This is a genomic window from Methylobacterium sp. E-012 (assembly GCF_057836545.1).
The window spans coordinates 5,879,720-5,903,775 of record NZ_JBYQEY010000001.1 but is presented as its reverse complement, the minus strand read 5'-3'; the positions used below and the strand labels follow the sequence as shown (position 1 = coordinate 5,903,775).

The following is a 24,056-nucleotide window of genomic DNA, read 5'->3' as shown; positions in this document are numbered from 1 at the left end:
GAATCCAGTCCGGTGCCGCAGCCTAGCGCGGGCGCCGCATCCGAGCCAACCAGAGCGCATGCAGATCGAATCCGTCCCCCCGCGCCGCCATCTGGCGCCCCTCGTGAAGCTGGCGCTGGAGCTCGGGCCCCTGGTGCTGTTCTTCCTGGGCAACGCCTACTCGGAAAAATTCGGCGTGGCCCCGGACCAGAAGCTGTTCGTGGCCACCGGCGTGTTCATCGCGGCGACGGTGGTGGCGCTGGCGATCCATTACGTCCTGATGCGGCGCCTGCCGATCATGCCGCTCGTGTCCGGCGCCGTGGTGGTGGTGTTCGGCGGTCTGACCGTGGCGCTGCAGGACAAGACCTTCATCATGGTCAAGCCGACCATCGTGAACGCCCTGTTCGGGGCCGTGCTGCTCGGCGGCCTCGCCTTCGGACGGCCGCTTCTGTCGGTGGTGCTCGATTCGATGTTCAGCCTCACCGAGGAGGGCTGGCGGAAACTCACCCTCCGCTGGGGCCTGTTCTTCTTCGTCCTGGCGGCCCTGAACGAGGTCGTGTGGCGTACCCAGACCGAGGATTTCTGGGTCAATTTCAAGGTGTTCGGCATCATGCCGCTCACCGTGCTGTTCGCCCTCGCGCAGACGCCGCTCCTCACCCGCTACGAGCGCAAGGATCCGCAGCCGGGCGCTTAGAGCCGGTTCCGATCGCTCTGCAATCGCAGCCGGTTCTCAGCCTTCGTTGTGACGCGTTCTCGTGCGCCGAACCCGTGCCTAGTCCTGCGGAGAGCGCTCAAGGCGCTACTGCGCCGCCGCGACCTTGCCGGCGGCCCGGATCCGCGTGAGCACGCTGGCGAAATTCTCGGGCGTGAGGATCCCGACCAGTTTGTCGCGGATCACGCCGTCCGGCCCGATGATGAAGGTCTCGGGCACGCCGTAGACGCCGAAATCGATCGCCGCGCGCCCGCTGGCATCGGCTCCCACCGCGCTGAACGGCACGCCGTGCCGGGCGAGGAAGCGCTGTCCGGCCTCCGGGCTCGGCTCCTTGTAGTCGATGCCGACGAGGCGGATGCCGGGCTCGCGGGCGAGCCGCATCAGCATCGGGTGCTCCACCTGGCAGGGGGCGCACCACGAGGCGAAGACGTTCACCACTGTGATCTGTCCCTTCAGGTCCGCGCTCGACAGGCCCGGTACCGCCGCGCCCGAAGCGGCGAGCCCTGGCACGGCGGGCAGGTCGAAGCGCGGCACCGGCCTGCCGATCATCGCGGAGGGCAGGGCGGCCGGGTCGACCCCGGAGCGCAGGCGCAGGAACAGCACGGCCGCCAGCGCCGCGAAGGCGAGCGCCGGCAGGATCAGCAGCAGGGACCGGCGGACCGGCGGCGGCCGCTCCGCCGTCTCGTCGAGCGGCGCGGTCATCGCCGGTCCTCGCCGAAGCCCTTCAGGGCCCGGACTTGCGCCCGCCGGTCGCGGATCGCGTTCCCGATAAGGGCGACCATCACCAGGGCCGTGAAGGCATAGGCGCCGAGGATGAAGCCGCCGTGAGACCCGAGATCCATCGCGGCGCTCCTAGACCGGTTGTCCGACCGGCAGCCCGGCCGGCTGCGGCGCGATGCGGGGCTGGGTGCGGTCCAGGCGCTCGGCCTCGCGGATCGTCAGCGTCCGCACCCGGCGGCGCATGATCTCGGTGCGCATCGCGTAGAGGTGGAGGGTCGTGCCGCCGAGGGTCGCGGCGGCGATCATGATCAGCAGGGGGTACAGCATCGAGGGATCGATGGTCGAACCGCCCATGCGCAGGATCGAGGCCGGCTGGTGCAGGGTCGACCACCAGTTCACCGAGAACTTGATGATCGGCAGGTTCACGGCGCCGACCAGCGTCAGGATCGCCACCGCCCGCGCGGCCCGGTTCGGGTCTTCCAGGGTCCGCCAGAGGGCGATGATCCCGCAATAAATCAGCAGCAGGACCAGCATCGAGGTCAGCCGCGCGTCCCAGACCCAGTAGGTGCCCCACATGGGCTTGCCCCAGAGGGAACCGGTCACGAGGCAGATCAGCGTGAAGGCCGCGCCGATCGGCGCCGCCGCGCGCTGGGCGACGTCGGCCAGCGGGTGGCGCCAGACCAGGGTTCCGATCGCCGACAGGCTCATGGCCCCGTAGAAGAACACGCCGAGCCACGCCGCCGGGACGTGGATGTACATGATCCGCACGGTCTCGCCCTGCTGGTAGTCCGGCGGGACCACGAAGAAGGTCTGGTACAGGCCCACGGCCAGCACGGCGAGCGACAGGGCCGTGAGCCACGGCACCAGGGCGCCCGACCAGCGCATGAAGTGGCCGGGATTCGACAGGCGGGTCCAGAGGGAAGGCGTCATCGCGGCTGCGGTCTCGGACATCGTGACCGCCGGTCTACCCTAGGGTGCGGTGCAGCAACAATGCGGCCTTTCCCACACCTGTTCACAGTGCCGCGCGGCCGGCGACAGACCGGCGGCGCGGGTACGCCGCGCCGGCCAGCCCTTGCGCGCGTCGGGAGGATTGCGCATATAGACGTGAACAAAAAGAGAACGGAAGACCGTCGCCGCACAAAGCTGTGGATGACGCGGCATCCTCTCGCCGGAGCGAGCCCCATGCGAACCGCCGACAAGCAGATCGCCGACATCCTCGTCCGCTACGGCGAGCCCTTCGGGGGTAATGTCTGGCGCGTCCAGGGAACGGCCGTGATCTACCACAAGACCCTGGAGCGCATCGCCGCCCAGGCCGGGATCGTGTTCGAGCCGCCGACCGTCATCCGCGCCGAGCGCGACGAGGCGGTGCTTCTGGTGACCGGACGCCTGCCCGGCGCCAAGCCCGGCCCCGCGCGCGTCGAATGGTCGATGGGCGAGGCGCTGGTCAACGTGAACTACCGCGTCTCGGGCAAGCAGGCGGCCTACGTCTACGCCATGGCCGAGAAGCGCGGGAAGGACCGCGTCATCCTCAAGCTGATCGAGCTCCACGGGCTCGTCTACTCCGAGGAGGAGGCCGACGAGTTCCGCGCCCACCAGATCCCCGTCCGGGCCGTGGACGAGGATTTCGAGGAGACCCCGGCCTTCGATGCGATCACCGAGGCGGAAGGCGATCTGAAGCGCCGCATCGACGAGGCCGGCACGATCAACGAGGTCACCGACCTGATGCTGGACGGGGCCACGCAGGCCGTCCTCGCCACGATGCCCGCCGGCACCCGCGACGAGGTCCGCGACTACGCCAAGGCGCGCCTCGTGGCGCTCGGCTGGCCGAAGCGCTCCGGCCGCCGCAGCGCCGCCTGACCCCCATTCCCAACCGCAGGAGACCGCCATGCATCGCGCGACGCGCCACCGCACCCTGAAGGCCCGCCGGGACGCCCACCGGGGCTGGAGCATCGAGATCCTGTCGTACAGTCCGACGCGGATCGTCCGGCTGGGGACCGAGAAGGTCGCGATCCTGTTCCCCCCGGCGGAGCCGGGCGCCGGCTGGCAGCTCTACCCGCATCCCGACACGTTCCCCGGGCTCAACTTCGAGGGTCTGCCGGCACCCTTGCGGCCGGAATTCCTGGCCTTCCCGGACCTCGCGGAGGTCGAGCGCTTCCTCGGTATCGCCGATGCCGCGCCGACCGCCCTCGCGGCATGAGGATACCGGTCAAGGCGTGGGCCAGGGCGCACCCCGGTGGAGCGCCTCGGCCTCGGGGGTGAACGCCCCGTCCGGCCCGTGCAGCACGAGTGGCGGTAGCAGGCTCAGGCCGGCGCGGCTCCCCTTGATGGCGGCGATCAACACGCGGATCGCCGGGGCCTCGGCCCGGGCGTGGACGGGGCGGATCGTCAGGGCGCCGTAGCGCCCCCGGAGGGCGTCCAGGCAGGTGGGGAGCGCGTCGGCCCGGTGGATCAGCCCGAGCCGCCCCCCCGGCCGGAGGATCGCCGTGCAGGCGCGGATCCAGGCATCCAGGCTCCCCGCCGGGAAGGTGTGGGCCGCGGCGCGCTCGGGATGCGGCGAGGTGCGATGCGTGCCGGACTCGAAGAAGGGCGGGTTGGTCAGGACCACGTCGAACCGGTCCGGCAGCAGACCGGCGGCGCGGCGTTCGGCCGCGGGCAGGAGGACGTCGGCCTCGATGACGTCGGCGTCGATCCCGTTGAGCGCCGCATTCGCCCGGGCCGTCTCGGCGAGGCCGGGATCGCGCTCGACCAAAGTCGGCCGGAGCCCCGGCGCCAAAGCCGCGCAGCCGAGCCCCACCGCCCCGGTTCCGGCACCGACATCGCAGAGCCGGCAGCCGGCGGCCGGCACCAGCAGCCGGGCGAGCAGCACCGCGTCGGTCCCGGCCCGGTGCGCCCCCCGGGGCGGCTGGTGGAGCCGCAGGATCCCGCCCAGGACGGCGTCCGGCGGTTCCGTCACGGCTGGCGCAACTCGTGGGCGAGGCCGGCATCGCCGAGCAGGCGCCGGGCCTGGGCCTCGTGGTCGCGCGGGACCAGGAGGCGCTGGCCGAACACGCCGATCGAGCCCTCCATCAGGCTCATATGGCTGTCGGCCACGAGGACCGGGATCTCGGCCGCTTCGAGGATCGTGCGGGCGAACCCGATCAGAACGACATCGTTGGCCCGGATCAGCTCGATCATGATGATCCCCCGATGGGCCGTGGGTTTTCGGCCGGCGATTTCGCCGCGCCGGTTCCGCGTCCGCGCCGCCCCATATCCGATGGGACCCGATGTTGCGGCGCCGCGGGGCCCGTGCGAAGGGATCGCCCGCCGCCCGGGGCGGAACCGGACTGGAGGTTGCGGATCTTGGGTATTGCCCTCTCCATCGAGAATCCGAAGCCCGAGGCGGAGGCGGGGCTGAACGACCTCGTCGCGCTGGTGGCGGACGGCATGGCGCGGGTCAACACCACGATCCTGTCGCGGACCGGCTCGGACGTGGCGATGATCCCCGAGGTCGCTAACCACCTGATCGCCTCCGGCGGCAAGCGCCTGCGTCCGATCCTGACGCTCGCCTGCGCCCGGCTCTGCGGCTACGCGGGGGACGCGGACGGGGACGTGAAGCTCGCCGCCAGCGTCGAGTTCATGCACACCGCGACGCTCCTGCACGACGACGTGGTCGACGAGAGCGACATGCGCCGCGGCCGGGTCGCCGCCCGGATCAAGTGGGGCAACGAGGCCTCGGTGCTGGTCGGCGACTTCCTGCTCGGCCAGGCCTTCCGGATGATGGTCGAGGTCGGCTCCCTGCGGGCGCTCGACATCCTCTCGGCCGCCGCCACGGTGATCGCCGAGGGCGAGGTCATGCAGCTCACCAACGCCAAGAATCTGGAGACCGACGAGGCCGCCTATCTGGCGGTGATCCGCGGCAAGACCGCCGAATTGTTCGCCGCCGCCTGCGAGGTCGGGCCGGTGCTCGCGGCCCGGCCGGAGGCGGACCAGGCGGCCGCCCGCGCCTACGGGATGAATCTCGGCATCGCGTTCCAATTGATCGACGACGTGCTCGATTACGGCGGCACCTCGGCGGAACTCGGCAAGAACGTCGGCGACGACTTTCGCGAGGGCAAGATCACCCTGCCGATCGTGCTCGCCTACCGCCGGGGCAGCGAGGGCGAGCGCGGCTTCTGGCGGCGTACCCTGCAGCAGGGCGAGATCCGGGACGGCGATCTCGAGACCGCCCTCGACCTGCTCCAGCGGCACGGCGCGCTCCAGGAGACCGTGGCCCGCGCCCATGATTACGGCGCCCAGGCCCGGGCGGCCCTCGACGTCTTCCCGGAGGGCCCGGTGAAGGCCGCCCTCGTCGGCGCCGTGGAGTTCTGCGTGGCGCGGGCGCGCTGAGACGGCGCCTCACGGCTTCCGCGTCGACGGCCCACCAATCGCCGCCCTTGTACCGGCAGCCGTCATCCGGCGCCGTATGGAGGTGGAGCGACCGCACCGACGGCAGCCACTGTCCAGCGCTAGCCGCGCAGTCTCCGCCTCCGGCCGATCTGGGAGTCTGATGAAGACCGGGGGGTCCACGAAGCGCGCAGGCCATACGCATTGACCGCAAACTGTCACGGGTCCCGCGGGACGGCGGCGAAGGCCGCGGTGATGTCGGTGTCGGCGGAGGGCCCCGCGACCCGAGCCGCATTGAAGCACCGAAGCTTGGCGCTGCGCGCGTTCGAGGCGTGCGGGTTCATCATCGAAAGGCCCCTGACGGTCGAACCATCCGGCGTTCGATGCGTCAACGCGCCGCGGGACCGGACAGCGCTTCGGCCAGCGCCGGCGCCAGCCCGCGCAGCTCTTCGAGGTGCGCCGCGGTCAGCGAGCCCAGCAGCGCCTCGGCGCGGGGCGTGAGCGCCAGGACGCTCCGGCGCCGATCCTCGGCGTCCCGGGTCTTGGTCAGCAATCCGCCCTCGACCATCCGGGCGACCAGCTCGGCGGCGGTGTGGGGCGCGATGAGCAGTTGCTCGGCCAGCAGCCCGACCGTGGCGGGGGCGCGGCCGGCCTGGCCGGCCAGGGTCAGCAGCGCCTGATGCTGCTGCGGCGGCAGCCCCGCCCGGGCGGCCGCGGCCTCGCTGAAGGCCAGGAAGCGCCGGAGGCGGAAGCGGAAATCCGCCAGCGCCGCGTATTGCTCCGCCGACAGCGTCTCGGTTCCCGGTGCATCCGCAGCCATCGCAGCCCTCAAACGTCTCGGGCAGGCCTACCCGCCGATCGGGCCCTGGAATATATCGTATCACGATATAAATGGGGGATCTGCAGGAAGGAGATCCGGATGAGCGGCGGGACCGAGTTCGAGCGTGGCGGCGACAGGCCGGCCCGCCGGGCGCTGGGGGATTTCAGTGCCGATCGGCGGGTGGTGACCCTGGCCGGAATGGCGGCCATCACCGGCACCGCGGCGAGCGGCACGGCTTGGCTCTTGCTCACGCTCATCGGCCTGGTCACCAATTTCGCGTGGTACGGCCGTCTCGACACGTCGCTCACGTCCCTGGCCGGCGTCGCGCCGGGCCCTTGGACGGTGGCGATCCCGGTGATCGGCGCGCTGATCGTCGGTGCCATGGCGCGCTACGGCTCCGAGAAGATCCGTGGCCACGGCATCCCGGAGGCCATGGAGGCGATCCTGATCGGCGGCAGCCGGATGTCGCCGCGGGTGGCGGTGCTCAAGCCGCTCTCGTCGGCCGTGGCGATCGGGACCGGCGGGCCGTTCGGCGCGGAGGGCCCGATCATCGTCACGGGCGGGGCGGTCGGCTCCCTGTTCGCCCAGTTCTTCCATCTCAGCGCCGCCGAGCGGAAGACCCTGCTGGTGGCAGGCGCCGCCGCCGGCATGACGGCGATCTTCGGCACCCCGGTGGCGGCGGTGCTCCTCGCCGTCGAGGTGCTGCTGTTCGAATGGCGCCCGCGCAGCCTCGTCCCGGTGGCGGTCGGGGCGGTGACGGCGGCCTGCTGGCGACCGGCTTTGTTCGGCGCTGGCCCGCTCTTCCCCTTCGCCGACAATCCGGCGCTGCCCTGGTGGGGCCTGCCGGCCTGCGCGGCGCTCGGCATCGCCTGCGGGCTGATCTCGGGCCTCCTGACCCGGGCCCTCTACGCCCTGGAGGACGGGTTCGGCCGGCTTCCCCTGCACTGGATGTGGTGGCCGGCCCTCGGGGCCGTCGTGGTCGGGCTGGGCGGCCTCGTAGAGCCCCGGGCCCTCGGCGTCGGCTACGACGTCATCCACGATCTGCTGTCCGGGCATATGCTGGCGGGCGCGGTCGTGACGATCCTGGTGGTGAAGGCGGTGATCTGGCTCGCCGCCCTGTCGTCCGGCACGTCCGGGGGTGTGCTCGCGCCCCTGCTGATCCTCGGCGGCGCGGTAGGCTGGCTCATCGGCCTGCTCCTGCCGGGCGCGCATGGGTTCTGGGCCTTGATCGGCATGGCGGCGATGCTCGGCGGCACGCTGCCCGCCCCGCTCACCGGCATCGTCTTCGCCGTGGAGGTGACGGGCGACGTCGCCGCCCTGGCGCCGCTGCTGGCCGCCACCATGGCGGCCTATGTGGTGACCGTGCTGCTCCTGAAGCGCTCGATCCTCACCGAGAAGATCGCCCGGCGCGGCCAGCACGTGACCCGGGAATACGGGATCGACCCCTACGATCTGGCCCGGGTCGAGGCGGTGATGACCCGCTCGGTCGAGACCCTGGACGCGGACCTGCCCCTCGCCGCGGCGCGCGCCGAGATCGAGGCCGGGGCCCGTCACGCCTACCCGGTGGTCGATGCGCTGGGCCGTCCCATCGGCCTCGTCTCGCGCGACGACGCCCTGCGCTGGAGCCTGGAGGCGCGGGACGGCGACCCGGCGGACGGCACGCTCGGCGCGCGTGTCTCGGATGCCGGCCTCTCTGTGGTCCATCCGGGCGACGTGGTCTCGCACGCCCTCGACGTGATGCTCGCCGCCGGCCAGGGCCGCCTGCCGGTCACCGATCCGCGGAGCGGTCGCCTGGTCGGGCTCCTGACCCGCAAGGACCTGCTCCAGGTACGCGCCACGGTGGTGCGCGCCGAGGCCGAGCGCCACGCGTTCTTCCGGAGGAATCGGGCTATCCGCCGGGCCGGGCCCGGAGCGTGACGGGGCTCAGCCGCAATCCGGGCCGACCGCCGGTCCCCGGTACGGGCGTACGTCTCAGCGCAGATAGGTCGGCGCCACCCACCAATCCGCGTGCGCGGCGCGCAGGGCCGAGGCGGCCCGCACGGCGCCGCGCCGGTCGTCGAACAGGGCGAACACCGTCGCGCCGGAGCCCGACATCCGCGCGAGCCGGCAGCCCCGCGCGCGCAGGGCCGCCAGGACGGTGCCGATCACCGGCGCCACCGTCAGGGCCGGCGCCTCCAGGTCGTTGCGGGCGGGGGCGATGGCCGCCGCGAGGGCTTGGCCGCCGAGGTCCTCGGTGATCTCGGGATGGGCCGCCCCGTCGCGGCTCTGCCCGACCGCGAGGCCGAGGGCCTTGAACACCGGCGCGGTCGGCACCGGAACGCCGGGATTGACCAGCACCGCCGGCAGCGGCGCCAGGCCGAGCGGGGGGCCGATCACCTCGCCGACGCCGCGCATCATCCGGGCCCGCGGGTCCAGGCAGACCGGCACGTCGGCCCCGGTCTGCCGCGCCGCCGCGACGACGGCGGCGTGATCGCCCGGCAGCCCGTTGAGGCGGGCGAGCAGGCGCAGGGCGGCGGCGGCGTCGGAGGACCCCCCGCCGATCCCGGCCGCGACCGGCAGGCGCTTGATCAGGTGGAAGGCGCCCAGGCGCAGGTCCGGCACCCGCGCCGCGAGGTGGCGCGCCGCGCGGAGCACGAGGTTGTCGTCCGTGGGACCGGCCGGGCCGGCGGTGGGGCCGGTGACGGTGAGGCCGAGCGGAGCGCCGGGGTCGAGGGTCAGCCGGTCGGCCGTCCCCGCGAAGGCCACCAGGCTCTCCAGCGCGTGATAGCCGTCGCCGGCCCGCCGCCCGAGGATGTGGAGCGTCAGGTTGACCTTGGCGGGGGCGCGGTCTGCGAGCAGGGGCACGGGATCTCTGGTCGGTGATGCTGTCAAACGAGCGGACGCTGTACAGGCTCGCGCCCGCGAAGTCCCGCCGGCACGAGAGCCAATTCGTGCCGGGCGTCACGCGCGGGACGGTAACCCCGTGATCAGGCGGACGACCCGGCCATCATCCCGTCGGCCCAGTTCTCGACCTTGAGGCCCGGTTTCAGCCGGTCGAATTCGCGCGTGTTGTTGGTGACCAATATTACATCCAGAGCCGCAGCATGCGCTGCGATCCAAAGGTCATTGTTCCCGATCAACGAGCCGGTTTTCTGAAGCTTCGCACGAAACAACGCATATTGCGCAGCCGTCGTCTCACCGAGCCAGGCCACCGGAATGAGCTGAGCCAGATCGGCGAAGGCGCGCCTCGCGGCGTCGAAGCCCGGGGTATCCCGGATCTTCTCCAGACCGAAGAGGAGTTCGCCCTGGGTGATCGGTGACATGACGACCTCGTGCGGCCGAAGCGCGCGGAAGCGCTGGAGTACCTGTGGCGGCCGCGCACGGCGGATGTAGATGCAGATGGTGGTGTCGAGCATGTAGCGGGCGGTCACAGAGTCTCGCGATCCTGTGCCGGTTCATCGTCCCGCGCGAGATCGTCGAGCGGCAGTTCCGTGATCAGCGCGAAGGCCGCGGACAGATCGCGGTCCCGAACCTCGCGCAGCACGATTTCCTCGCCCCTTCGAGAGATCTCGACCTCGGGGCCTTGCAGCCGGAACTCACTTGGGATCCGAACGGCTTGGCTGTTGCCCGATTGGAAAACCCGCGTCCGCGTCATGTCCGACTCCGCCCCTACACGGTGAGGATATAGGCACGGTGCGCGGTGTCGATGTCCATGTGCGCCGGCCGGTACCCGCACGGGCGATCTTCTGCGGATGCCGTCAGCCGAACTCCCCATGCGGCCGGTACGGGAGCGCGTCGCCGACGCGGATCGCGGTCAGATCCTCGGCGAGTTCGACCAGCCCGTCGCTCGCCGCCAGCCCCGCCAGGGCGCCGCCCGGCGCCGGGACGGCCGCGAACGTCCCGGTGTCGTCCGGGCGGAGGCACACCCGCAGGTACTCGCGCCGGCCGGGGCGCTTCTGCATCGCGAAGCCGCTGCGCACCGTCAGGGCCGGCACCGGGTCGTCCGCTCCCGAGAGATGCAGGACCAGGGGCTTGAGCACGGCGAGCGCGGTCACGTAGGCGGCGCCCGGGTTGCCCGGCAGCCCGATGAACGGCGTGCCGGCCACGGTCCCAAGGGCGACGGGACGGCCCGGCTTGATCGCCAGGCGCCAGAGGGTGAGCGCCCCCGACGCCTCGACGGCGGCGCGGACGTGATCTTCCTCCCCCACCGACACGCCCCCCGAGGTGACGATCAGGTCGTGGGACGCGGCCGCCGCGGCGATCCGGTCGCGCACCTCTCCGGGGGCGTCGCGCAGGATGCCGAGCTCGACGGGCTCAGCGCCGAGCCGCCGCAGGAGCGCGGCGAGCATCGGCCGGTTGGCGTCGTGGATCCCGGCCGGCCCCAGCGGCTCGCCCGGCGGGGTCAGCTCGTCACCGGTGGAGAACAACGCCACCGTCAGGGGGACGCGCAGGCGCAGGGCAGCGAGCCCGAGGGACGCCGCGAGCGCCAGATGCCGGGGCCCGAGCCGGGTTCCGGCCAGGAGCGCGCGGTGACCGCGGGCCACGTCCTCGCCGGCCCGGCGGCGGTTGGCGCCCGGAACGAGGCCCTCCGGCAGCAGCACGGCCTCGCCAACGAGCCGCACGTCCTCCTGCATGGCTACGGTATCGGTGCCCGGGGGCATCGGTGCCCCGGTGAAGATCCGCACCGCGACGCCCGGTCCGGCCTCGACGGTGGCATGCCCCGCCGGCACGCGTCCGCCGAGGGCCAGACGGGTCTCGCCCGCCGGCGCGAGATCCGCGGCCCGCAGGGCGTAGCCGTCCACCGCGGCGTTGTCGAAGGGCGGCAGGTCGAGGGGCGCGATCAGATCCTCCGCGAGGATCCGGCCGTCCGCGCGGCCGAGCGGCACCGTCTCGACGCCGGAGAGCACCGGCAGGCGGTCCCGGATCAGCGCCACCGCGTCGGCGACCCGCAGCGGCGCCGGCGCCGCGTCGAAGCAGTCGGGATTCAGGCGACCCATGGCGGCACGGAATCGGGCGGGGGCAGGCGGGTCGACACGGGCGGCCTCGCGGGCTGTGGTGTGCCGGCTTGCGGCATCGAACTCGCGCGATCAAGCCCCGAACCGTGGCCCTGCCGGACCCGATCCTCTAGGATCCCGCCCGCCATGTTCCCGCCCGCCATGCCGACCGCCGACGAACTCCCGTGCCAGCGCCACCTGTTCGAGGTGCCGGCGGATGTCAGCTACCTCGATGCGGCGGCGTGGTCGCCGCTGCCGCGGGTCGTCCGCGCCGCCGGGGAGGCCGGGCTCCTGGCCAAGAGCCGCCCCTGGGACCATCCGCGCGAGGCGATTCCCGCCTGGGTCGAGCGGGCCCGCGCCGCGGCGGCCGGGCTGATCGGTGCCGGACCGGACGACGTCGCCATCGTCGGCGCGGTCAGCCACGCCATGGCTTTGGCCGCGCACAACCTCGCGCCGGTCCGGGCCGGGCGCCTGCTGCGGGTGGCCGACGAGTTCCCCTCCCTGCGCTTCGCCTTCGACCGCCTGGCTGCCGCGCAGGGTCTCACCGTGGAGGAGGTCGCGCGTCCCCCGGACGGGGACTGGACCGCCGCGCTCCTGGCGGCGATCGAACGCCCGGGGGCAAAGCCGCTCGCCCTCGCCACCCTGACCCCGCTGCATTGGACCGACGGCAGCCTGATCGACCTCGACCGCCTCGCTCCGGCGGTCCACGCGACCGGCGCCGCCCTGGTGATCGACGCGACGCAGGCGGTGGGCGCCATGCCGGTGGACGTGGCCCGCTGGCGGCCCGACTTCCTGGCCTTCCCGACCTACAAATGGGCGCTCGGACCCTACGGCCTCGCCTTCCTCTACGCCGCGCCCCACCGTCAGGATGGCGCGGCGCTCGACGAGCATGTCGGCAACCGCCCGCCGGTTGTCGGGGCCCGCCGCTACGACCGGGGCGAACTGAACGATCCCGTGGCGCTGCCCATGGCGGCGGCCGGGCTGGAATTGATCGCCGGCTGGGGCGTGCCGGCGGTCACCGGCCGCCTGCGCGGGCTGACGGACCGGCTCGCGGACGCGATGACCGCCCTCGGCCTCCCGGTCGTGCCCCGGCACCTGCGCGCCCCCCACATCCTCGGGGTGCGGCCGACCGGAGGGCTTCCCGCCGGGCTCACGGAAGGTCTGCGCCGGAGCGCCGTCTTCGCCAGCGCGCGCTCCGGGGCGCTGCGGCTCAGCCCGCATGTCTGGGTGGACGGCGCGGATCTTGCGCGCTGCGTCGCGGCCCTGCGGACCCTCGTGCCCGGCCGGGGCCAGGACGGCGCGGACGATCATGGGCGCTCGAGCATCATCCCGAACGGTGGCCGCCGACGTTCGGAATAAGACGGTGTGGACTGAAAGAGCGACCGCATCGCGCCGGGTCCGATGCCCGTCACGATCCCGTCGGCCGATCTCCCCGGGGCGGCACCGGACTGGCGGAACCGATGCCGCGTCCCGGTGACCTCCTCCGGCTGGCCCGGGCGCTGCTCTCGGGACGCTATGCCGTGATCCTCTCCGGCGAGCTGGCCCAGAGCCTGTTCCACTTCGTCCTCAACATCCTGCTCGTGCGCGAACTCGGCGCGCACGATTACGGGCTGTTCGCCATCGTGTTCACCGTGGGCGCCGTCGGGATCACCTACATCCGCGCGCTGGTCGCGGTCCCGGCGACGCTCCACCTCGCCCGGAGCCTCGGCCGCCCGGCGGCGCGGGGCTACGACGTGATGTTCGGGTCCGGCGCCATCCTGGTCTCCGGCCTGCTGGCGGTGGGCGTCGGCGTCGCGCTGGTGCCGGTGATCGGCTTCGGCGCCCTGGCGGCCGGGGCCTTCGTGGGCCTCTACGCCTACCGCAGCTACCTGCGGATCGTGCTCCTGGCCCGCGGCCGTCCGCGGATCGCCGGCCTCAGCGACCTCGTCTACGCCGTCTGCGGAGGCCTGCTCGTGGCGCGCGGGCTCGATGGTGCCGGCGCGGCGCTCCTCGACCGCGCCTTCGCGGCGATCGCCCTGGCGCACGCCCTCGCCATCGCGGTGGCCTACGGGGCCCTGCGCGAGCGCCTGCGGATCGCGCTCCACGCCCGGGCCCGGGCGCGGTATCGGTCGATCTGGAAGACCCTGGCCTGGTCGCTCGCCGGGGTCACCGGCCTCACCGTGCAGGGCCCAGGGCCTGACCCTGCTGTTCGCCCTGCTCGCCGGCCCGGCCGCCTATGCGCCGATCGCCGCGACGCTCGTCCTCTACGCGCCCCTGCGCATCCCGACGATGGCGCTGATGAACATGGTGCTGCCGGAGATCACCCGGCTGCTCGCCTCCGGGCAGGTCGAGGCCGCCCGGCGCATCGTCGTGCGCCGGGCGGCTTTGCTCGGCGGCGCCTGCGTCATCTACGGTGCGGCGATGGCGGCGCTCCTGCCGGCCGTCGAGGGGGTCCTGTTCAAGGGCCGCTTCGCCGGCGAGCCGATGGGCTGGATCGGGCTCGGCGTCTGGGCGGTGGTGACGGTCTCGCTGCTCTACGCGATCCCGCGCGCCTATCTGGAGGCGTCGGCGGCCTTCCGCAGCATCACCGCCGGAGCGGTGGCGAGCGCCGCCCTGGGTTTCGCCATCATGGTCCCGGCCCTGCTCTTCCTGCCGGCCGCGACCGCGCTCGTCGGCCTGCTCGCCTCCGAGGTCGCCACGCTGGCGTGGTCGCTCGGCGCGTTCCGCAACCTCGCGCGGGAGCCGCGCTTCTCCGCCTCCGCCGCCGGCGCAACCTGAAGGCGCGTCCGCGCGCCCGTCAGGCCGCAGCCTCCGCGACGGGATTCCCGCTGTCCGGCCGCCCGACCCGGCCGAACCGGCGCCGGAGGGCGTGCCGCGTCCAATCCACCAGCTGCGCCGCGGCGCCCTGGGGCGTGCGCGCGCCCATCATCGAGGCCAGGGTCAGGGTCTGCGTGCCGAAGCGGCCCTTGAAGCCCTCGTCGCCGCACAGGAAATCGACCGTGTGCAGGCCGCGGTCGATCGACCACATGATGTAGTCCATCATCAGCACCATGCCGGGCGAGGCGCGCTCGGCCGCCGGATCGTAGGTGGTGACGAAGGCCATCATCGTGCCGCGCTGGACGAAGTTGATCGAGACCGCCACGACGCCGCCGCCGCATTCCAGCACGAAGGCGTGCAGGAGCCCCGCCTCGGCCAGCACCTGCACCATGGCGGGGAGGGCCCGGGAGCCCGCGTCGTAGAAGGCCGTCGAGGCCAGGCCGTGGGTCTCGAGCCAGGCTCTTTTGAAGGTGGTCAGCCGGTCGAGCACCGGGGCGAGGGGTTCGTCGGGTCCGAGCAGGCGGAAGGCGAGCGGCCCGCGCTCGCCGAGGAATTTCTGGCCGCGGCGGTAGTTCTGCCGGGTCTTCTTCGATTGCGCGTCGAACCAGGCCCGGCCGGTCGTCCAGGGGCCGCGCACCCGCCAGTTCGCCTCGTCACGGTGGTTCAGGTGCAGCCGCACCCCGCCGCCGCCCGGTTCGAGCAGCGTCCGCGCCGCGGCGTCCGGCAGGAGCCGGTTCAGGTAGGCGAGGTCGAAGCCGCCGGCCCGGCCGGCCGCACGCCACATCCGCCGGACCAGGTCGTGCCCCGTCCCGGGGGCGAGCAGCGCGTCGCCGAAATCCGAACAGTCCTTGGCGGCCCATTCGAGGACCCGGAACCCCTTCCGGCGGATCGTGGCCAGCGGCAGCACCCCGACGAGGTCGCCGCCGCGCCAGGCCAGGACGATATGGAGCGTCCGGCGCTCCCGGTCGGGCAGGCTCGCCCACCAGGCGGCGATCCAGGCGTGGCTCTGGAACACCAGGGCGCCGCTGCGGGCCCACAGCTCCGTCCAGGCGGCCCCGACCTCGGCGAGCCGCCCGGCCGTGCGGACCGTCTCGAGGCGCTCCGTCGCCATGGTCACGCCCCCGGCCGGGCGGGCGCGCCGCGCAGGCGCCGCACCTGCCGGGCGATCCGCCGGCCCATCTTCCGCAACGGCAGCAGGTAGAGCCCGGACAGGGATTGATAATCGGCCACGTCCCGGTCGACCAGCCCGAACTTGAAGTCCTCGTCGGGGTGCGGGACGTACAGGGTCCCGAACAGGCGGTCCCAGAAGGAGAACAGCAGGCCGAAGTTCTTGTCGTAGTGCTGCGGCGCGGTGGAGTGATGGAGCTGATGCCAGTGCGGGCACAGGATCACGGAATTGAGACGCCCGAACGAGATCTTGAAATGCGTATGCCGGACGAAGTCCATCATCAGGATGTTGCGCATGATGTAGACGTTGATCCCGAACACGGTCAGCTCGACCGGGTCGAGGGCGACGAGGCTCCAGATCCCGAAGCAGATGCCGGGGATCACGCCGTCCCAGGCGCGGTTCATCAGCTCGTCGAGGGGATGGACCCGGTCCTTGGTGATTCCGACCATCACCTCGGCCGAGTGGTGGACCTTATGCAGCTCCCACAGGAACGGGTAGCGGTGCTGGGCCGTGTGGTAGAGGTAGTAGGACAGGTCGTAGGCGAGCAGCATCGTGGCGGTGAACACCACCACGGTCACCGGCCCGGGCTCCCCGAGGACCGGCTGATCGACCCCGAAGATCCCGCCCAGCACCCGGTTGGTGGCGTAGCCGACCGCCACCACGAAGGTCACCCCGGCGGGGATCAGCAGGAACGGCATGATCGCCTTGCGGGTGACGTAGAACAGCAGGTCCGCCCGTGCGGACGGGTGCGTCATCACCTCCCGCGGGAGCGCGAATTCGAAGAACTCCGCCAGGGAGTATCGCTCCGCCGTGCGCAGATAGGCGATCAGGGCGCAGCCCAGCGCAGTCGCGAACAGCAGGCCGGCGGCGAGCAGGTTCTCGCCGGAGACCTTCGCGACGATCCGCTGAATGAAGTCGGCCACATCCATGTCTACGCGTTCCCTTCGCCCGACCGGGCTCGATCCCCACCGGGCCGATTCCCGGGCCGCCGAACCCGGGGGCAGTCTCGGAAGACGGCGAGAGATGCGATCCGCGGCGGGCGGACTATTTTGTCGCTGTAATCGTCTGCCGGATATTGGTTTCGATTGCGGATCAATCGGTCGGGCACCATACGATATAGTGCGATCCTGTTCGATGCCGGAGACGATGCCATCGCGCGAATCCCCTCACTCCAGCGAGGATGTCGGCGGGTGAGCCGTTCGAGACCGTCGCAGGGTCGCCCGGACCACGGCGTCGATGCCCTCCGCCGCGGAGGCTTCGGAGAACACAGCCTCGTAGCGCGCCCGCGCGGCTGGGCCGAAACTCCGCCACGCCGCTGGATCGGCGATCAGGGCCGCCAGGGTGTCGGTGATCGCCTCCGGCCCGCCGGGCGGTACGACCCAGCCGGTCCGCCCATGCTCCACGACCTCCGGAAGCCCGCCGAGTGCCGTCACCAGCGGCGGCACGCCATACGCCATGGCCTCGATCGCCACCCGGCCGAGGGATTCGGGCCGCTGCGACGGCATGGTCACCACGTCGGCCCAGCGATAGAGCGCCGACGGATCGGCGACGAAGGGCTCAAGGCTCACGTGGTCCGACAGGCCGGCCCCGGCGATCCGTTCCGCGAGGGCGCGTTCCCGCGCCGTGTCCTCGAAGGCGCTGCCGACGATGCGCAGCTCGATCCGCCGCCGCACCGCCTCCGGCAGCGCGGCCACCGCCTCGATCAGCACGTCCTGACCCTTGATCCGGCTGATGCGCCCGAGCATCAGCACTCGGAGCGGACGGCTGCCGTCGTAGCCGCCCCGGTTCGCCGCCGCCGGCCCGGCGATGCCGTTATAGACCACCCGGGCGGCGGTACGCGGCGGCAGCGCGTAGGCCGCGGCGGTGGCGTGCGAATTGAACACCACGTCGGCGCCGCTCCAGCGGATCAGCCCGCGCAGGACCGTCAGGACGGCCCCCTCGGGGATCTCGTGGACGTGGACGATGCTGCGCCCAGGCCGCAGACGCGCGGCGAGCAGGTAGTCGGCCACCACGGTGGTGTTGACGTAGACGAGGTCGCTCGCGCGGATGCGCCGGAGCGCCCGCAGGACCGCGACCGGCAGGGCCATCAGATCGACGGTGAGGCGCCGCGCCAGATCCTTCCGCCGGAGGATCCACAGGGGCTCGATCACGACGCGGCTGGCGACGGGTTCCAGCGCCGCCACGATCGGGCCGTGCCGGGGCAGGACCACGTCGATCCGCGCGGTCGGATAGGCGGCGCGGAGGGTGCGGACGGTCTCGATGAAGCAGCGGTCGGATCCGTAGAGCTCGAACCCCTGATGCACGCACGCGATGCGCAGCGCCGGAATCGCCCCCGGTCGGGACGCGGCTGGAGCGACGCCGCTGCGGTCGGGCGCTGCGCAAGTCGAGCGCAATAACGGATCGTCTATCATAGGATTAAAAATCGCATACTCAGCAAACCAGGGGTTGAAATTCGCGGTGCCCGCTTGGACGGGGCGACAATTTACAATATGGGCGGTAAATTGGGAAGGAGAGACAATGCCTGACCCTGTACCCGCAGTGCTTATTCTAGGAACACGCGGGATCCCGGCCGCGCATGGCGGGTTCGAGACTTTCGCGGAACGGTTAGCCCGCTATCTGGTCGGCCGCGGCTGGCGCGTCGGCGTGTATTGTCAGCGGGAGGTCGACCGGGTGCACGCCCGGGTCTCGTCGCGGATCTGGGACGGCATCGAGCTGATCACCGTCGAGGTCGGCCTGAACGGACCGGCCGCGACGCTCGCCTTCGACGCGATCTGCGCGCACGATGCCGCGGCGCGGGGCGGCGTCTGCCTCGTGCTCGGCTATAACGGCGCGGTGTTCCTGCCCTACCTGCGCGCCCGCGGCGGCCGGATCCTGACCAACATGGACGGCATCGAGTGGCGCCGTCCGAAATGGTCGCTGCCCGTCCGGGCGTTCTTCTACGTCAGCGAGTGGATCGCCGCCTGGTCCTCGCAGCGGCTCGTCGCCGATCACCCTGCCATCGCCGACCACCTCGCCGGCCGGCGTCCGCGCCGCGCCATCGCGACGATTCCCTACGGGGGCGACCCGCCGCCCACGGATACGGGACCACCGCCGCTGGGGCTGGAGACCGGCCGCTATCTGGTCTCGATCGCCCGCATCGAGCCGGACAACAACATCCTGACGATGGTCGCGGCGTTCTCGCGCCGGCCCCGGGGCGTCCGGCTCGTGGTGCTCGGCACCATGCGGGTCGGCAACCCGTATCACCGCGCCGTCGAGGATTCCGCCTCCCCCGAGGTGCTGTTCCCCGGGGCCATCTACGAGCCCGATCAGGTCCAGGCCCTGCGGCTGCATGCGCTGGCCTATCTCCACGGCCATACGGTGGGGGGCACCAACCCGTCGCTGGTGGAGGCCCTGTGGGCCGGCAACGCGGTGATCGCCCACGACAATCCGTTCAACCGGGGGACCGCCGGCGACGGGCCGTTCTATTTCACGGACGGCGAATCCTGCGCCGCCGCGATCGAGCGGGTGCTGTCCGACGCGGAGGCCGTCGACCGCGCCCGCGCGGCCGCGCGCCGGCGCGCCGAGCGGTTTCGCTGGGACGACGTGCTGATGGCCTATGAGGACCAGGTGCGCCGGGTCGGCGGGTATCCCCCGCTGGCGCAGGCCGCGACGCCGGGGGTCGAGGTTGGCGCCGCGGCGGGGTCGGGGTGGTGAGGGCGAGCCGCCGGGCGATGCTCGCCGGCGGCCTCGCCACCGCGGGGGCGGGGATGCTCCCGGCCACCGCCGCGGAGCCGATCCCGCTGCGCCGGGGCATCGCGCTCTGGCCCTGGTTCTCGCTCACCACCGAGTTCCCGGCGCCGCGGATCGACTACGCCTGGCCGCCGTTCCAGGCGGACCGCCCCGTGCCGAGCCGGGCCGACCTGCACCGCCTCGCGGCCCTCGGCTTCGATTTCGCCCGCCTGCCCCTCGATCCCGGTCCGTTCGTGGCGTTCACGGGGGCCCGTCGGGCCGAACTGTTCGGCAGCCTGTCGGCGGCGATCGACGCGGTGCTGGCGGCCGGACTGCGCGTCCTGGTCAACGTCCAGGCCAATGCCGCGACCCACCACTACACGCCGGAGGCCTTCTACGGCACCGACCGGGCGCCGCTGTTCCCCGCCTACCGGGACCTCGTCGTCGAACTGGCCCGCCTGTGTGCCCGGAAGGGCGCCGACCGGGTGGCGCTGGAGCCGGTCAACGAGCCGCCGCAGGCCTGCGGTGCGGTCGCGTGGATCCGGGTTCAGGACGGGCTGCTGGCCGCGGCCCGGGCGGCGGCGCCGCCGCTGACGCTGGTGGCGACGGGGTCCTGCGGCAGCCTCGTCGCCGGCCTGACGGCCCTCGACCCGGCGCCGCTCAGGCGGTTCGCGCCTTTGGTCTACACCTTCCATTTCTATGAGCCCTACCTGTTCTCCCACCAGGGGGCGACGTGGCTCACCGAGGAGCCGTTCTATCGCTGGCTCAACGCCGTGCCCTGGCCGGGCACCCGGGACCGCCTTCCGGAGACGCTCGCGGCGGTGCGGGCGCGCATGGATGCCGACCGGTCGGTCCCCCGGGCCGAGAAGGCCCGCGACCTGGCGGTGATCGAGGCCAAGCTGAACGAGTATGGCGAGGCCGCGCCCGGACCCGCCTTCCTCGCCGCCGCCCTGGATCCGGTCTCGACCTGGGCCGAGCTCTACGGGATCCCGCCCCGGGCGGTGCTGATGGGCGAGTTCGGGGCCCTGCGCACCGATGCGCGCTACACGGCCGCCCGGGCCGCCGACCGGGCCGCCTATATCCGCGACGTGCGGCTGGCGGCGGACCGGGCGGGCTTCGGCTGGTCGTTCTGGAACCTGTTCGACGGCCTGGGCCTCATGGACGACGCCCATGTCGCCGAGCCCGCCCTGATGGCCGCGCTCGGGCTCCGGACGCCGCCCTAGGGCATCGTTGCGGAGGGTCGAGGCCGACCATCGGGACAGGACGCGGCGTCCGGCTCAGGCCGGCTGCCGGACCCGGCCCGGCGGGTACAGGACGATCAGCATCAGGGCGAACTTGGCCAGCAGCGTGGTCTTGCCGGCCAGCCCCTCGAAGGTGTTGACCAGGATCACGAAGCTGAGGATCGGCAGCCAGACCCCGCGCCGGCAGGCGCGCGCGATCTCCGCGAGGTAGAGGCCCACCGCCACCACGAGGAGCGTGGTCATCAGGATCCCGTGGTAGAGCACGTCCGAGAGGATCGAGTTCTCGATGCCCCATTCCAGGCCGTAGATCCGCCGCAGGGTGGTGACCTGGGCGAGATCGGGACCCAGCAGCAGGTCCCGGAACGGGATCGCGTCGAACACCGCCAGCATGTCGACCCGGGCCTTCGCGCTGCCCCCATCGGAGACGAAGCGGCTCAGCAGGGTGTCGAAGAAGCCGATGGCGGCCAGCAACGCCAGGGCGACCGGCACCAGCGTCAGTGCGAAGCAGGCGCAGGCCGCGCCGATCAGCGGGACCCGGCCGCCGCGCAGGAGGCCGGCGAGGGCGAACATCCCGACGCCGCCGCCGAGGACGAGGGTGGTCACGGTGGCGGAGCGGCCGCCGAAGGTGACCAGCGCCACGAGCTGCAGGGCGATCATCCCGGCGCGCAGGGCCGGCCCGAGCCGGCCGCCGCCCGTGGCCAGGGCCAGGATGTAGCAGGCGGTGAGGGTCGCGTTGCCGAGCGGGTGGCCCTGGAGCGCCGCCGAGCGGGTATCGGTCTCGAAGGCCATGCCGTCCATGCGGAACGGGAAGAGGCGCTGCCCGCTGGCGAACTCGAACAGGCCAAGGGCCGCGTTGCCCAGCAGGACCAGATGGAAGACGGTCTCCAGCCGGGCCAGGGTCGCGGCGTCCCGGTTTAAGAGCAGGATCGGCACGAGGCCGGCCAAGACGAAGGTGTCGATCGCGCCGGCGAGCCCGGTCCCGCCCCGGGCCGCGATCAGGGCGAGGAGGAGCACGCCGCAGACGGCCACCAGCACGCTGGCGGGCCGGCGGTTCAGGGCCTGCGCCAGCGGGATCACCGGGTTGCCGGCGCGCAGCAGCGTCCACCCGGCCAGGGCGACCGCCAGGTAGGTTGACGGGTGGATCTTGGAGGCGGCCGAGCCGCTGAGCCCGTCGTAATTGAGCCCCAGCGCCCAGAGCAGGCCCCCGGAAACCCCGACCAGGATCACCGCCCAGACGACGAAGACGAGGGACTCCGCCCGCGCGACCACGCCTGCCGGACCGGCCCGTGTCGGTGCGCCGCCGCGCGCCGCGCCGGCCGATTGGCGGGCGGTGCTCACGCCCGGCGCCGGTCCAGGAGCAGGGAACCCGAGATCGGCCGGCCCAGCGCCTCGGAGGTGTCGACGAGGTCGATCAGGTCGCGCTGGCGCGTCGCGCCGTTGCAGGCGACCACCAGGACCCTGTCGGCCGCGGTCGCCAGGGGGCCGAGCCGCAGATTCTCGCTGAGCACGCCGCCGTCCACGATCACCAGTTCGAACCGGGCCTTCACCCCGGCGACGAACCGCTCGATGTTCTCCGGCGTGAGCGCGTCGCGCGCCGGCTTGCGGGTATCGCCGAGGCCGATCCGGCGCGCGCCGGTCTTCGGGTCGGTCTCGGTCACGGCGTTGAGGCTCTGCTCGCCGCGAAGCACGTCGAGGAGGCCGCCCGCGCCCGATCCGTCGGCGCGCAGGTCCGCATCCACCAGCAGGACCCGGTCGCCGCGCCCCACCGCCACCGCGGCGAGCAGCCCGATCACCGCCCGGCGCTGCACCTCGTCCGCCTCGCCCGAGGTCACGAGCAGCACCAGAGAGCGCCCGCGGCTGCCCGCGGTCGCGGCGAGCTGGTCCAGGGTGACGCCCGCCGCCGCCGCGTTGGCGCCCCGGGGCCGCAGGCCCGGCAGCACCGCCACCACCGGCGCGTTCGAGAGCCGTTCGAGCTGGCGCGGCGACAGCACCGTCGGCGCGAGGTATTCCCGGATCAGCGCGAGGCCGGCGCCGAGGCCCAGGCCGCCGAACAGGGCGGCCACGACCAGGATCAGCCGCGGCGGCCAGCTCGGATCCTCCGGCGGCCGGGCCGCCGTGATGATCCGCGCGTTCGAGCTGTCGATGCTGGTCTGTTCCTTGATCTCCCGGGCACGGACCAGGAAGCTGTTGTAGACCGAGCGCGCCGCCTCGACCTCGCGCTCCAGCTCGCGGAGCTGCACCGTCGACTGGGCGGTCACCGCCGCCTGCCGCTGGAGCCGTTCCAGCTCGGTGGCGAGCGTCCGCTCGTTGGCCTGGGCGCGCTGATACTCGGTCTCGGCGGCGCCCGCGATCCGGTTCAGCTCGGCGTCGATCAGCCGGCGGACATCCTGCATCTGGGTGCGCACGGCGGCGATGAACGGGTGGCGCTCGCCGAGATTCGTTCGCAGGTCCGCCTCCCGGGCGGCGAGCTCGGCATACTGGCCGCGCAGGCGGTCGATGGCGGCGGACTGGACCGCCTCCGGCATCGCGCCGGACCCGACCGCATGGCCGCGGGCGTCCCGGATCCCCTGGAGCCGCGCCTTCGCCTCGGCGGCCCGGGCGCGGGCCGCCACCAGCCGGGTGTTCAGGTCCGTGAGTTGCTGCTCGTTCACCAGCCGGCCGCTGGCGGTGATCAGGCCGTTGCGGGCCTTGTAGTCCTCGAGCTTCTTGTCGGCGACGTTCACCGCATCGCGCAATTCGTCGAGCCGGCCCCGCAGATCGCCCGCGCCGCGCCGCGCGGCCGCGGCCCGCGCCTCGGTCTGGTCGGTGAGGTAGGCGTTGGCGATGGCGTTGACGATGCGCGCCGAGAGGTCGGGGTCCACCGTGGTGACGACCACATCGATCACGAACACCTTGTCGGCGCGCTTCACCGCGAGCCTGCGACGGAGCTGGTCGAGGGCGCGGCCCTGCGCGTCGACCGGCCGCTGCGGCTTCGGCCCGGTCACCAGAACCCGCAGGCTCGCTACGGCGCGACCGAGCCAGCTGTCCCGGGGCACGCCGAAGCCGGGTTCGGTCTCGAGGCCGGTCTGGGCCACGGCGCGTGCCAGGACCGCGTCGGACTCGATCACCTTCACCTGGCTCTCGACCTGCGCGATGCCGCCGTCCGGCGACAGCGCACCCGGGTTGACGTCGTTGGAGACGACCTGCCGGTCGCGGGGATCGATCAGGATCTGGGCGGTCGCCGTGTAGAGGGAGGGCGTGGTCGCGGCGTAGGCGAGGGCCAGCGCCGCGAGCAGCAGGGCGGTCCCGAACACGAGCCGCTTGCGCCGCCACAGGATGCGCCACAGGTCGCCGAACTCGGCCGTCGTCTCCGGCCGTCCCGGCCAGGGCCGCTCGGGAAGCGCGGGCTGCACCGGTGCCAGCCAGGTCGCGACGGCCAGATTAGGGTCGATCCGTGTCACGATCGGTCACCGTCGTCTCAATCCAGTCCAAACCCGTGCGGGCCGCATCCCTGATTGCAAGCGTCGTGCAGGCCGGCGGTACGCTCCAGACATTGAGATTGTCCCATCGAGATGTATCGATTACTGGAGTTCTGGTA

General features: G+C 72.6%; 26 protein-coding genes. 9 read left to right on the top strand and 17 right to left on the bottom strand.

Going from position 1 to position 24,056, the window contains the following annotated elements; all coding sequences use genetic code 11:
- Positions 1-58 precede the first annotated feature (58 nt).
- Positions 59-673, top strand: coding sequence for a septation protein A (locus tag AC3IF1_RS28335; protein WP_243973133.1), 615 nt, complete (start codon positions 59-61; stop codon positions 671-673).
- Between the two features lie 105 nt (positions 674-778).
- On the opposite strand, the gene AC3IF1_RS28330 is transcribed toward AC3IF1_RS28335, so the two are convergent.
- Genes AC3IF1_RS28330 through AC3IF1_RS28320 form a run of 3 tightly spaced genes read right to left on the bottom strand, consistent with a single transcriptional unit; the run spans position 779 to position 2,341 of the window.
- The gene (locus AC3IF1_RS28330; protein ID WP_489220258.1) at positions 779-1,393 is read right to left on the bottom strand and encodes a DsbE family thiol:disulfide interchange protein; all 615 of its coding nucleotides are present in this window, start codon (positions 1,391-1,393) and stop codon (positions 779-781) included.
- Positions 1,390-1,533: a heme exporter protein CcmD gene (ccmD, locus tag AC3IF1_RS28325; RefSeq protein ID WP_243967903.1), complete on the bottom strand. Its 144-nt coding sequence runs from the start codon at positions 1,531-1,533 to the stop codon at positions 1,390-1,392. Before ccmD ends, AC3IF1_RS28330 begins: the two co-directional genes overlap by 4 nt.
- A 10-nt stretch (positions 1,534-1,543) precedes the next feature.
- Entirely contained in the window at positions 1,544-2,341 is a 798-nt protein-coding gene (locus AC3IF1_RS28320; protein ID WP_489220496.1) for a heme ABC transporter permease, read from the bottom strand.
- A 252-nt stretch (positions 2,342-2,593) separates the two neighbouring features.
- Here AC3IF1_RS28320 and AC3IF1_RS28315 point away from each other — a divergent pair, with 252 nt between their 5' ends.
- Both AC3IF1_RS28315 and AC3IF1_RS28310 read left to right on the top strand, forming a co-directional pair.
- A complete protein-coding gene (locus tag AC3IF1_RS28315) occupies positions 2,594-3,268 on the top strand; it encodes a diacylglycerol kinase catalytic domain-containing protein (RefSeq protein ID WP_489220257.1) in 675 nt (224 codons plus the stop codon).
- Between the two features lie 28 nt (positions 3,269-3,296).
- Positions 3,297-3,608: a hypothetical protein gene (locus tag AC3IF1_RS28310; RefSeq protein ID WP_489220256.1), complete on the top strand. Its 312-nt coding sequence runs from the start codon at positions 3,297-3,299 to the stop codon at positions 3,606-3,608.
- Positions 3,609-3,617: 9 nt separating this feature from the next.
- On the opposite strand, the gene AC3IF1_RS28305 is transcribed toward AC3IF1_RS28310, so the two are convergent.
- Complete coding sequence (locus tag AC3IF1_RS28305; protein WP_489220255.1) at positions 3,618-4,364, bottom strand: tRNA1(Val) (adenine(37)-N6)-methyltransferase; 747 nt, start codon at positions 4,362-4,364, stop codon at positions 3,618-3,620.
- Positions 4,361-4,585 carry a putative signal transducing protein gene (locus AC3IF1_RS28300; protein ID WP_243967898.1) on the bottom strand — a complete coding sequence of 75 codons (225 nt, stop codon included), beginning with the start codon at positions 4,583-4,585 and terminating at the stop codon, positions 4,361-4,363. Before AC3IF1_RS28300 ends, AC3IF1_RS28305 begins: the two co-directional genes overlap by 4 nt.
- Before the next feature lie 171 nt (positions 4,586-4,756).
- On the opposite strand from AC3IF1_RS28300, the gene AC3IF1_RS28295 reads away from it, so the two are divergent.
- On the top strand, positions 4,757-5,776 hold the full coding sequence (locus AC3IF1_RS28295; RefSeq protein ID WP_489220495.1) for a polyprenyl synthetase family protein: 1,020 nt from the start codon (positions 4,757-4,759) through the stop codon (positions 5,774-5,776).
- Positions 5,777-5,991: 215 nt separating this feature from the next.
- Here the strand turns inward: AC3IF1_RS28295 and AC3IF1_RS28290 are convergent, their stop codons facing one another.
- Positions 5,992-6,120: a hypothetical protein gene (locus tag AC3IF1_RS28290; protein WP_489220254.1), complete on the bottom strand. Its 129-nt coding sequence runs from the start codon at positions 6,118-6,120 to the stop codon at positions 5,992-5,994.
- A gap of 41 nt (positions 6,121-6,161) precedes the next feature.
- A complete protein-coding gene (locus tag AC3IF1_RS28285) occupies positions 6,162-6,593 on the bottom strand; it encodes a MarR family winged helix-turn-helix transcriptional regulator (RefSeq protein ID WP_243967896.1) in 432 nt (143 codons plus the stop codon).
- Positions 6,594-6,692: 99 nt separating this feature from the next.
- Between AC3IF1_RS28285 and AC3IF1_RS28280 the strand changes: the two genes are divergently transcribed.
- On the top strand, positions 6,693-8,510 hold the full coding sequence (locus tag AC3IF1_RS28280; RefSeq protein ID WP_489220253.1) for a chloride channel protein: 1,818 nt from the start codon (positions 6,693-6,695) through the stop codon (positions 8,508-8,510).
- Positions 8,511-8,564: 54 nt separating this feature from the next.
- Here the strand turns inward: AC3IF1_RS28280 and AC3IF1_RS28275 are convergent, their stop codons facing one another.
- From AC3IF1_RS28275 to AC3IF1_RS28260, 4 genes are all read right to left on the bottom strand, one after another.
- Entirely contained in the window at positions 8,565-9,437 is an 873-nt protein-coding gene (locus AC3IF1_RS28275) for a 4-(cytidine 5'-diphospho)-2-C-methyl-D-erythritol kinase (protein ID WP_489220252.1), read from the bottom strand.
- A 122-nt stretch (positions 9,438-9,559) separates the two neighbouring features.
- Positions 9,560-10,003, bottom strand: coding sequence for a type II toxin-antitoxin system VapC family toxin (locus AC3IF1_RS28270; protein ID WP_489220251.1), 444 nt, complete (start codon positions 10,001-10,003; stop codon positions 9,560-9,562).
- Positions 10,000-10,227, bottom strand: a complete 228-nt coding sequence (locus AC3IF1_RS28265) for an antitoxin (RefSeq protein ID WP_489220250.1) — start codon at positions 10,225-10,227, stop codon at positions 10,000-10,002. The genes AC3IF1_RS28270 and AC3IF1_RS28265 overlap by 4 nt, the downstream gene beginning before the upstream one ends.
- A gap of 103 nt (positions 10,228-10,330) precedes the next feature.
- Entirely contained in the window at positions 10,331-11,569 is a 1,239-nt protein-coding gene (locus AC3IF1_RS28260) for a molybdopterin molybdotransferase MoeA (protein WP_489220249.1), read from the bottom strand.
- Positions 11,570-11,713: 144 nt separating this feature from the next.
- Here AC3IF1_RS28260 and AC3IF1_RS28255 point away from each other — a divergent pair, with 144 nt between their 5' ends.
- Positions 11,714-12,925 carry an aminotransferase class V-fold PLP-dependent enzyme gene (locus AC3IF1_RS28255; protein WP_489220248.1) on the top strand — a complete coding sequence of 404 codons (1,212 nt, stop codon included), beginning with the start codon at positions 11,714-11,716 and terminating at the stop codon, positions 12,923-12,925.
- Here AC3IF1_RS28255 and AC3IF1_RS28250 read toward each other — a convergent pair.
- A complete protein-coding gene (locus AC3IF1_RS28250) occupies positions 12,874-13,650 on the bottom strand; it encodes a hypothetical protein (RefSeq protein WP_489220247.1) in 777 nt (258 codons plus the stop codon). The genes AC3IF1_RS28255 and AC3IF1_RS28250 overlap by 52 nt on opposite strands.
- A 184-nt stretch (positions 13,651-13,834) precedes the next feature.
- Here AC3IF1_RS28250 and AC3IF1_RS28245 point away from each other — a divergent pair, with 184 nt between their 5' ends.
- Positions 13,835-14,323, top strand: a complete 489-nt coding sequence (locus tag AC3IF1_RS28245) for a hypothetical protein (protein WP_489220246.1) — start codon at positions 13,835-13,837, stop codon at positions 14,321-14,323.
- Positions 14,324-14,342: 19 nt separating this feature from the next.
- Here AC3IF1_RS28245 and AC3IF1_RS28240 read toward each other — a convergent pair whose 3' ends face one another.
- From AC3IF1_RS28240 to AC3IF1_RS28230, 3 genes are all read right to left on the bottom strand, one after another.
- Entirely contained in the window at positions 14,343-15,473 is a 1,131-nt protein-coding gene (locus AC3IF1_RS28240; protein WP_489220245.1) for a GNAT family N-acetyltransferase, read from the bottom strand.
- A gap of 2 nt (positions 15,474-15,475) precedes the next feature.
- Positions 15,476-16,459: a sterol desaturase family protein gene (locus tag AC3IF1_RS28235; protein WP_243967886.1), complete on the bottom strand. Its 984-nt coding sequence runs from the start codon at positions 16,457-16,459 to the stop codon at positions 15,476-15,478.
- Between the two features lie 237 nt (positions 16,460-16,696).
- Positions 16,697-17,848, bottom strand: coding sequence for a glycosyltransferase family 4 protein (locus AC3IF1_RS28230; protein WP_489220494.1), 1,152 nt, complete (start codon positions 17,846-17,848; stop codon positions 16,697-16,699).
- A gap of 199 nt (positions 17,849-18,047) precedes the next feature.
- Between AC3IF1_RS28230 and AC3IF1_RS28225 the strand changes: the two genes are divergently transcribed.
- Both AC3IF1_RS28225 and AC3IF1_RS28220 read left to right on the top strand, forming a co-directional pair.
- Complete coding sequence (locus tag AC3IF1_RS28225; RefSeq protein WP_489220244.1) at positions 18,048-19,223, top strand: DUF1972 domain-containing protein; 1,176 nt, start codon at positions 18,048-18,050, stop codon at positions 19,221-19,223.
- On the top strand, positions 19,220-20,461 hold the full coding sequence (locus AC3IF1_RS28220) for a glycoside hydrolase family 5 protein (protein WP_489220243.1): 1,242 nt from the start codon (positions 19,220-19,222) through the stop codon (positions 20,459-20,461). Before AC3IF1_RS28225 ends, AC3IF1_RS28220 begins: the two co-directional genes overlap by 4 nt.
- 54 nt (positions 20,462-20,515) lie before the next feature.
- On the opposite strand, the gene AC3IF1_RS28215 is transcribed toward AC3IF1_RS28220, so the two are convergent.
- Together AC3IF1_RS28215 and AC3IF1_RS28210 are read right to left on the bottom strand one after the other, a co-directional pair.
- Complete coding sequence (locus AC3IF1_RS28215) at positions 20,516-21,817, bottom strand: VpsF family polysaccharide biosynthesis protein (protein WP_489220242.1); 1,302 nt, start codon at positions 21,815-21,817, stop codon at positions 20,516-20,518.
- Positions 21,814-23,919, bottom strand: coding sequence for a GumC family protein (locus tag AC3IF1_RS28210; RefSeq protein WP_489220241.1), 2,106 nt, complete (start codon positions 23,917-23,919; stop codon positions 21,814-21,816). The genes AC3IF1_RS28215 and AC3IF1_RS28210 overlap by 4 nt, the downstream gene beginning before the upstream one ends.
- Between the last annotated feature and the right edge of the window lie 137 nt (positions 23,920-24,056).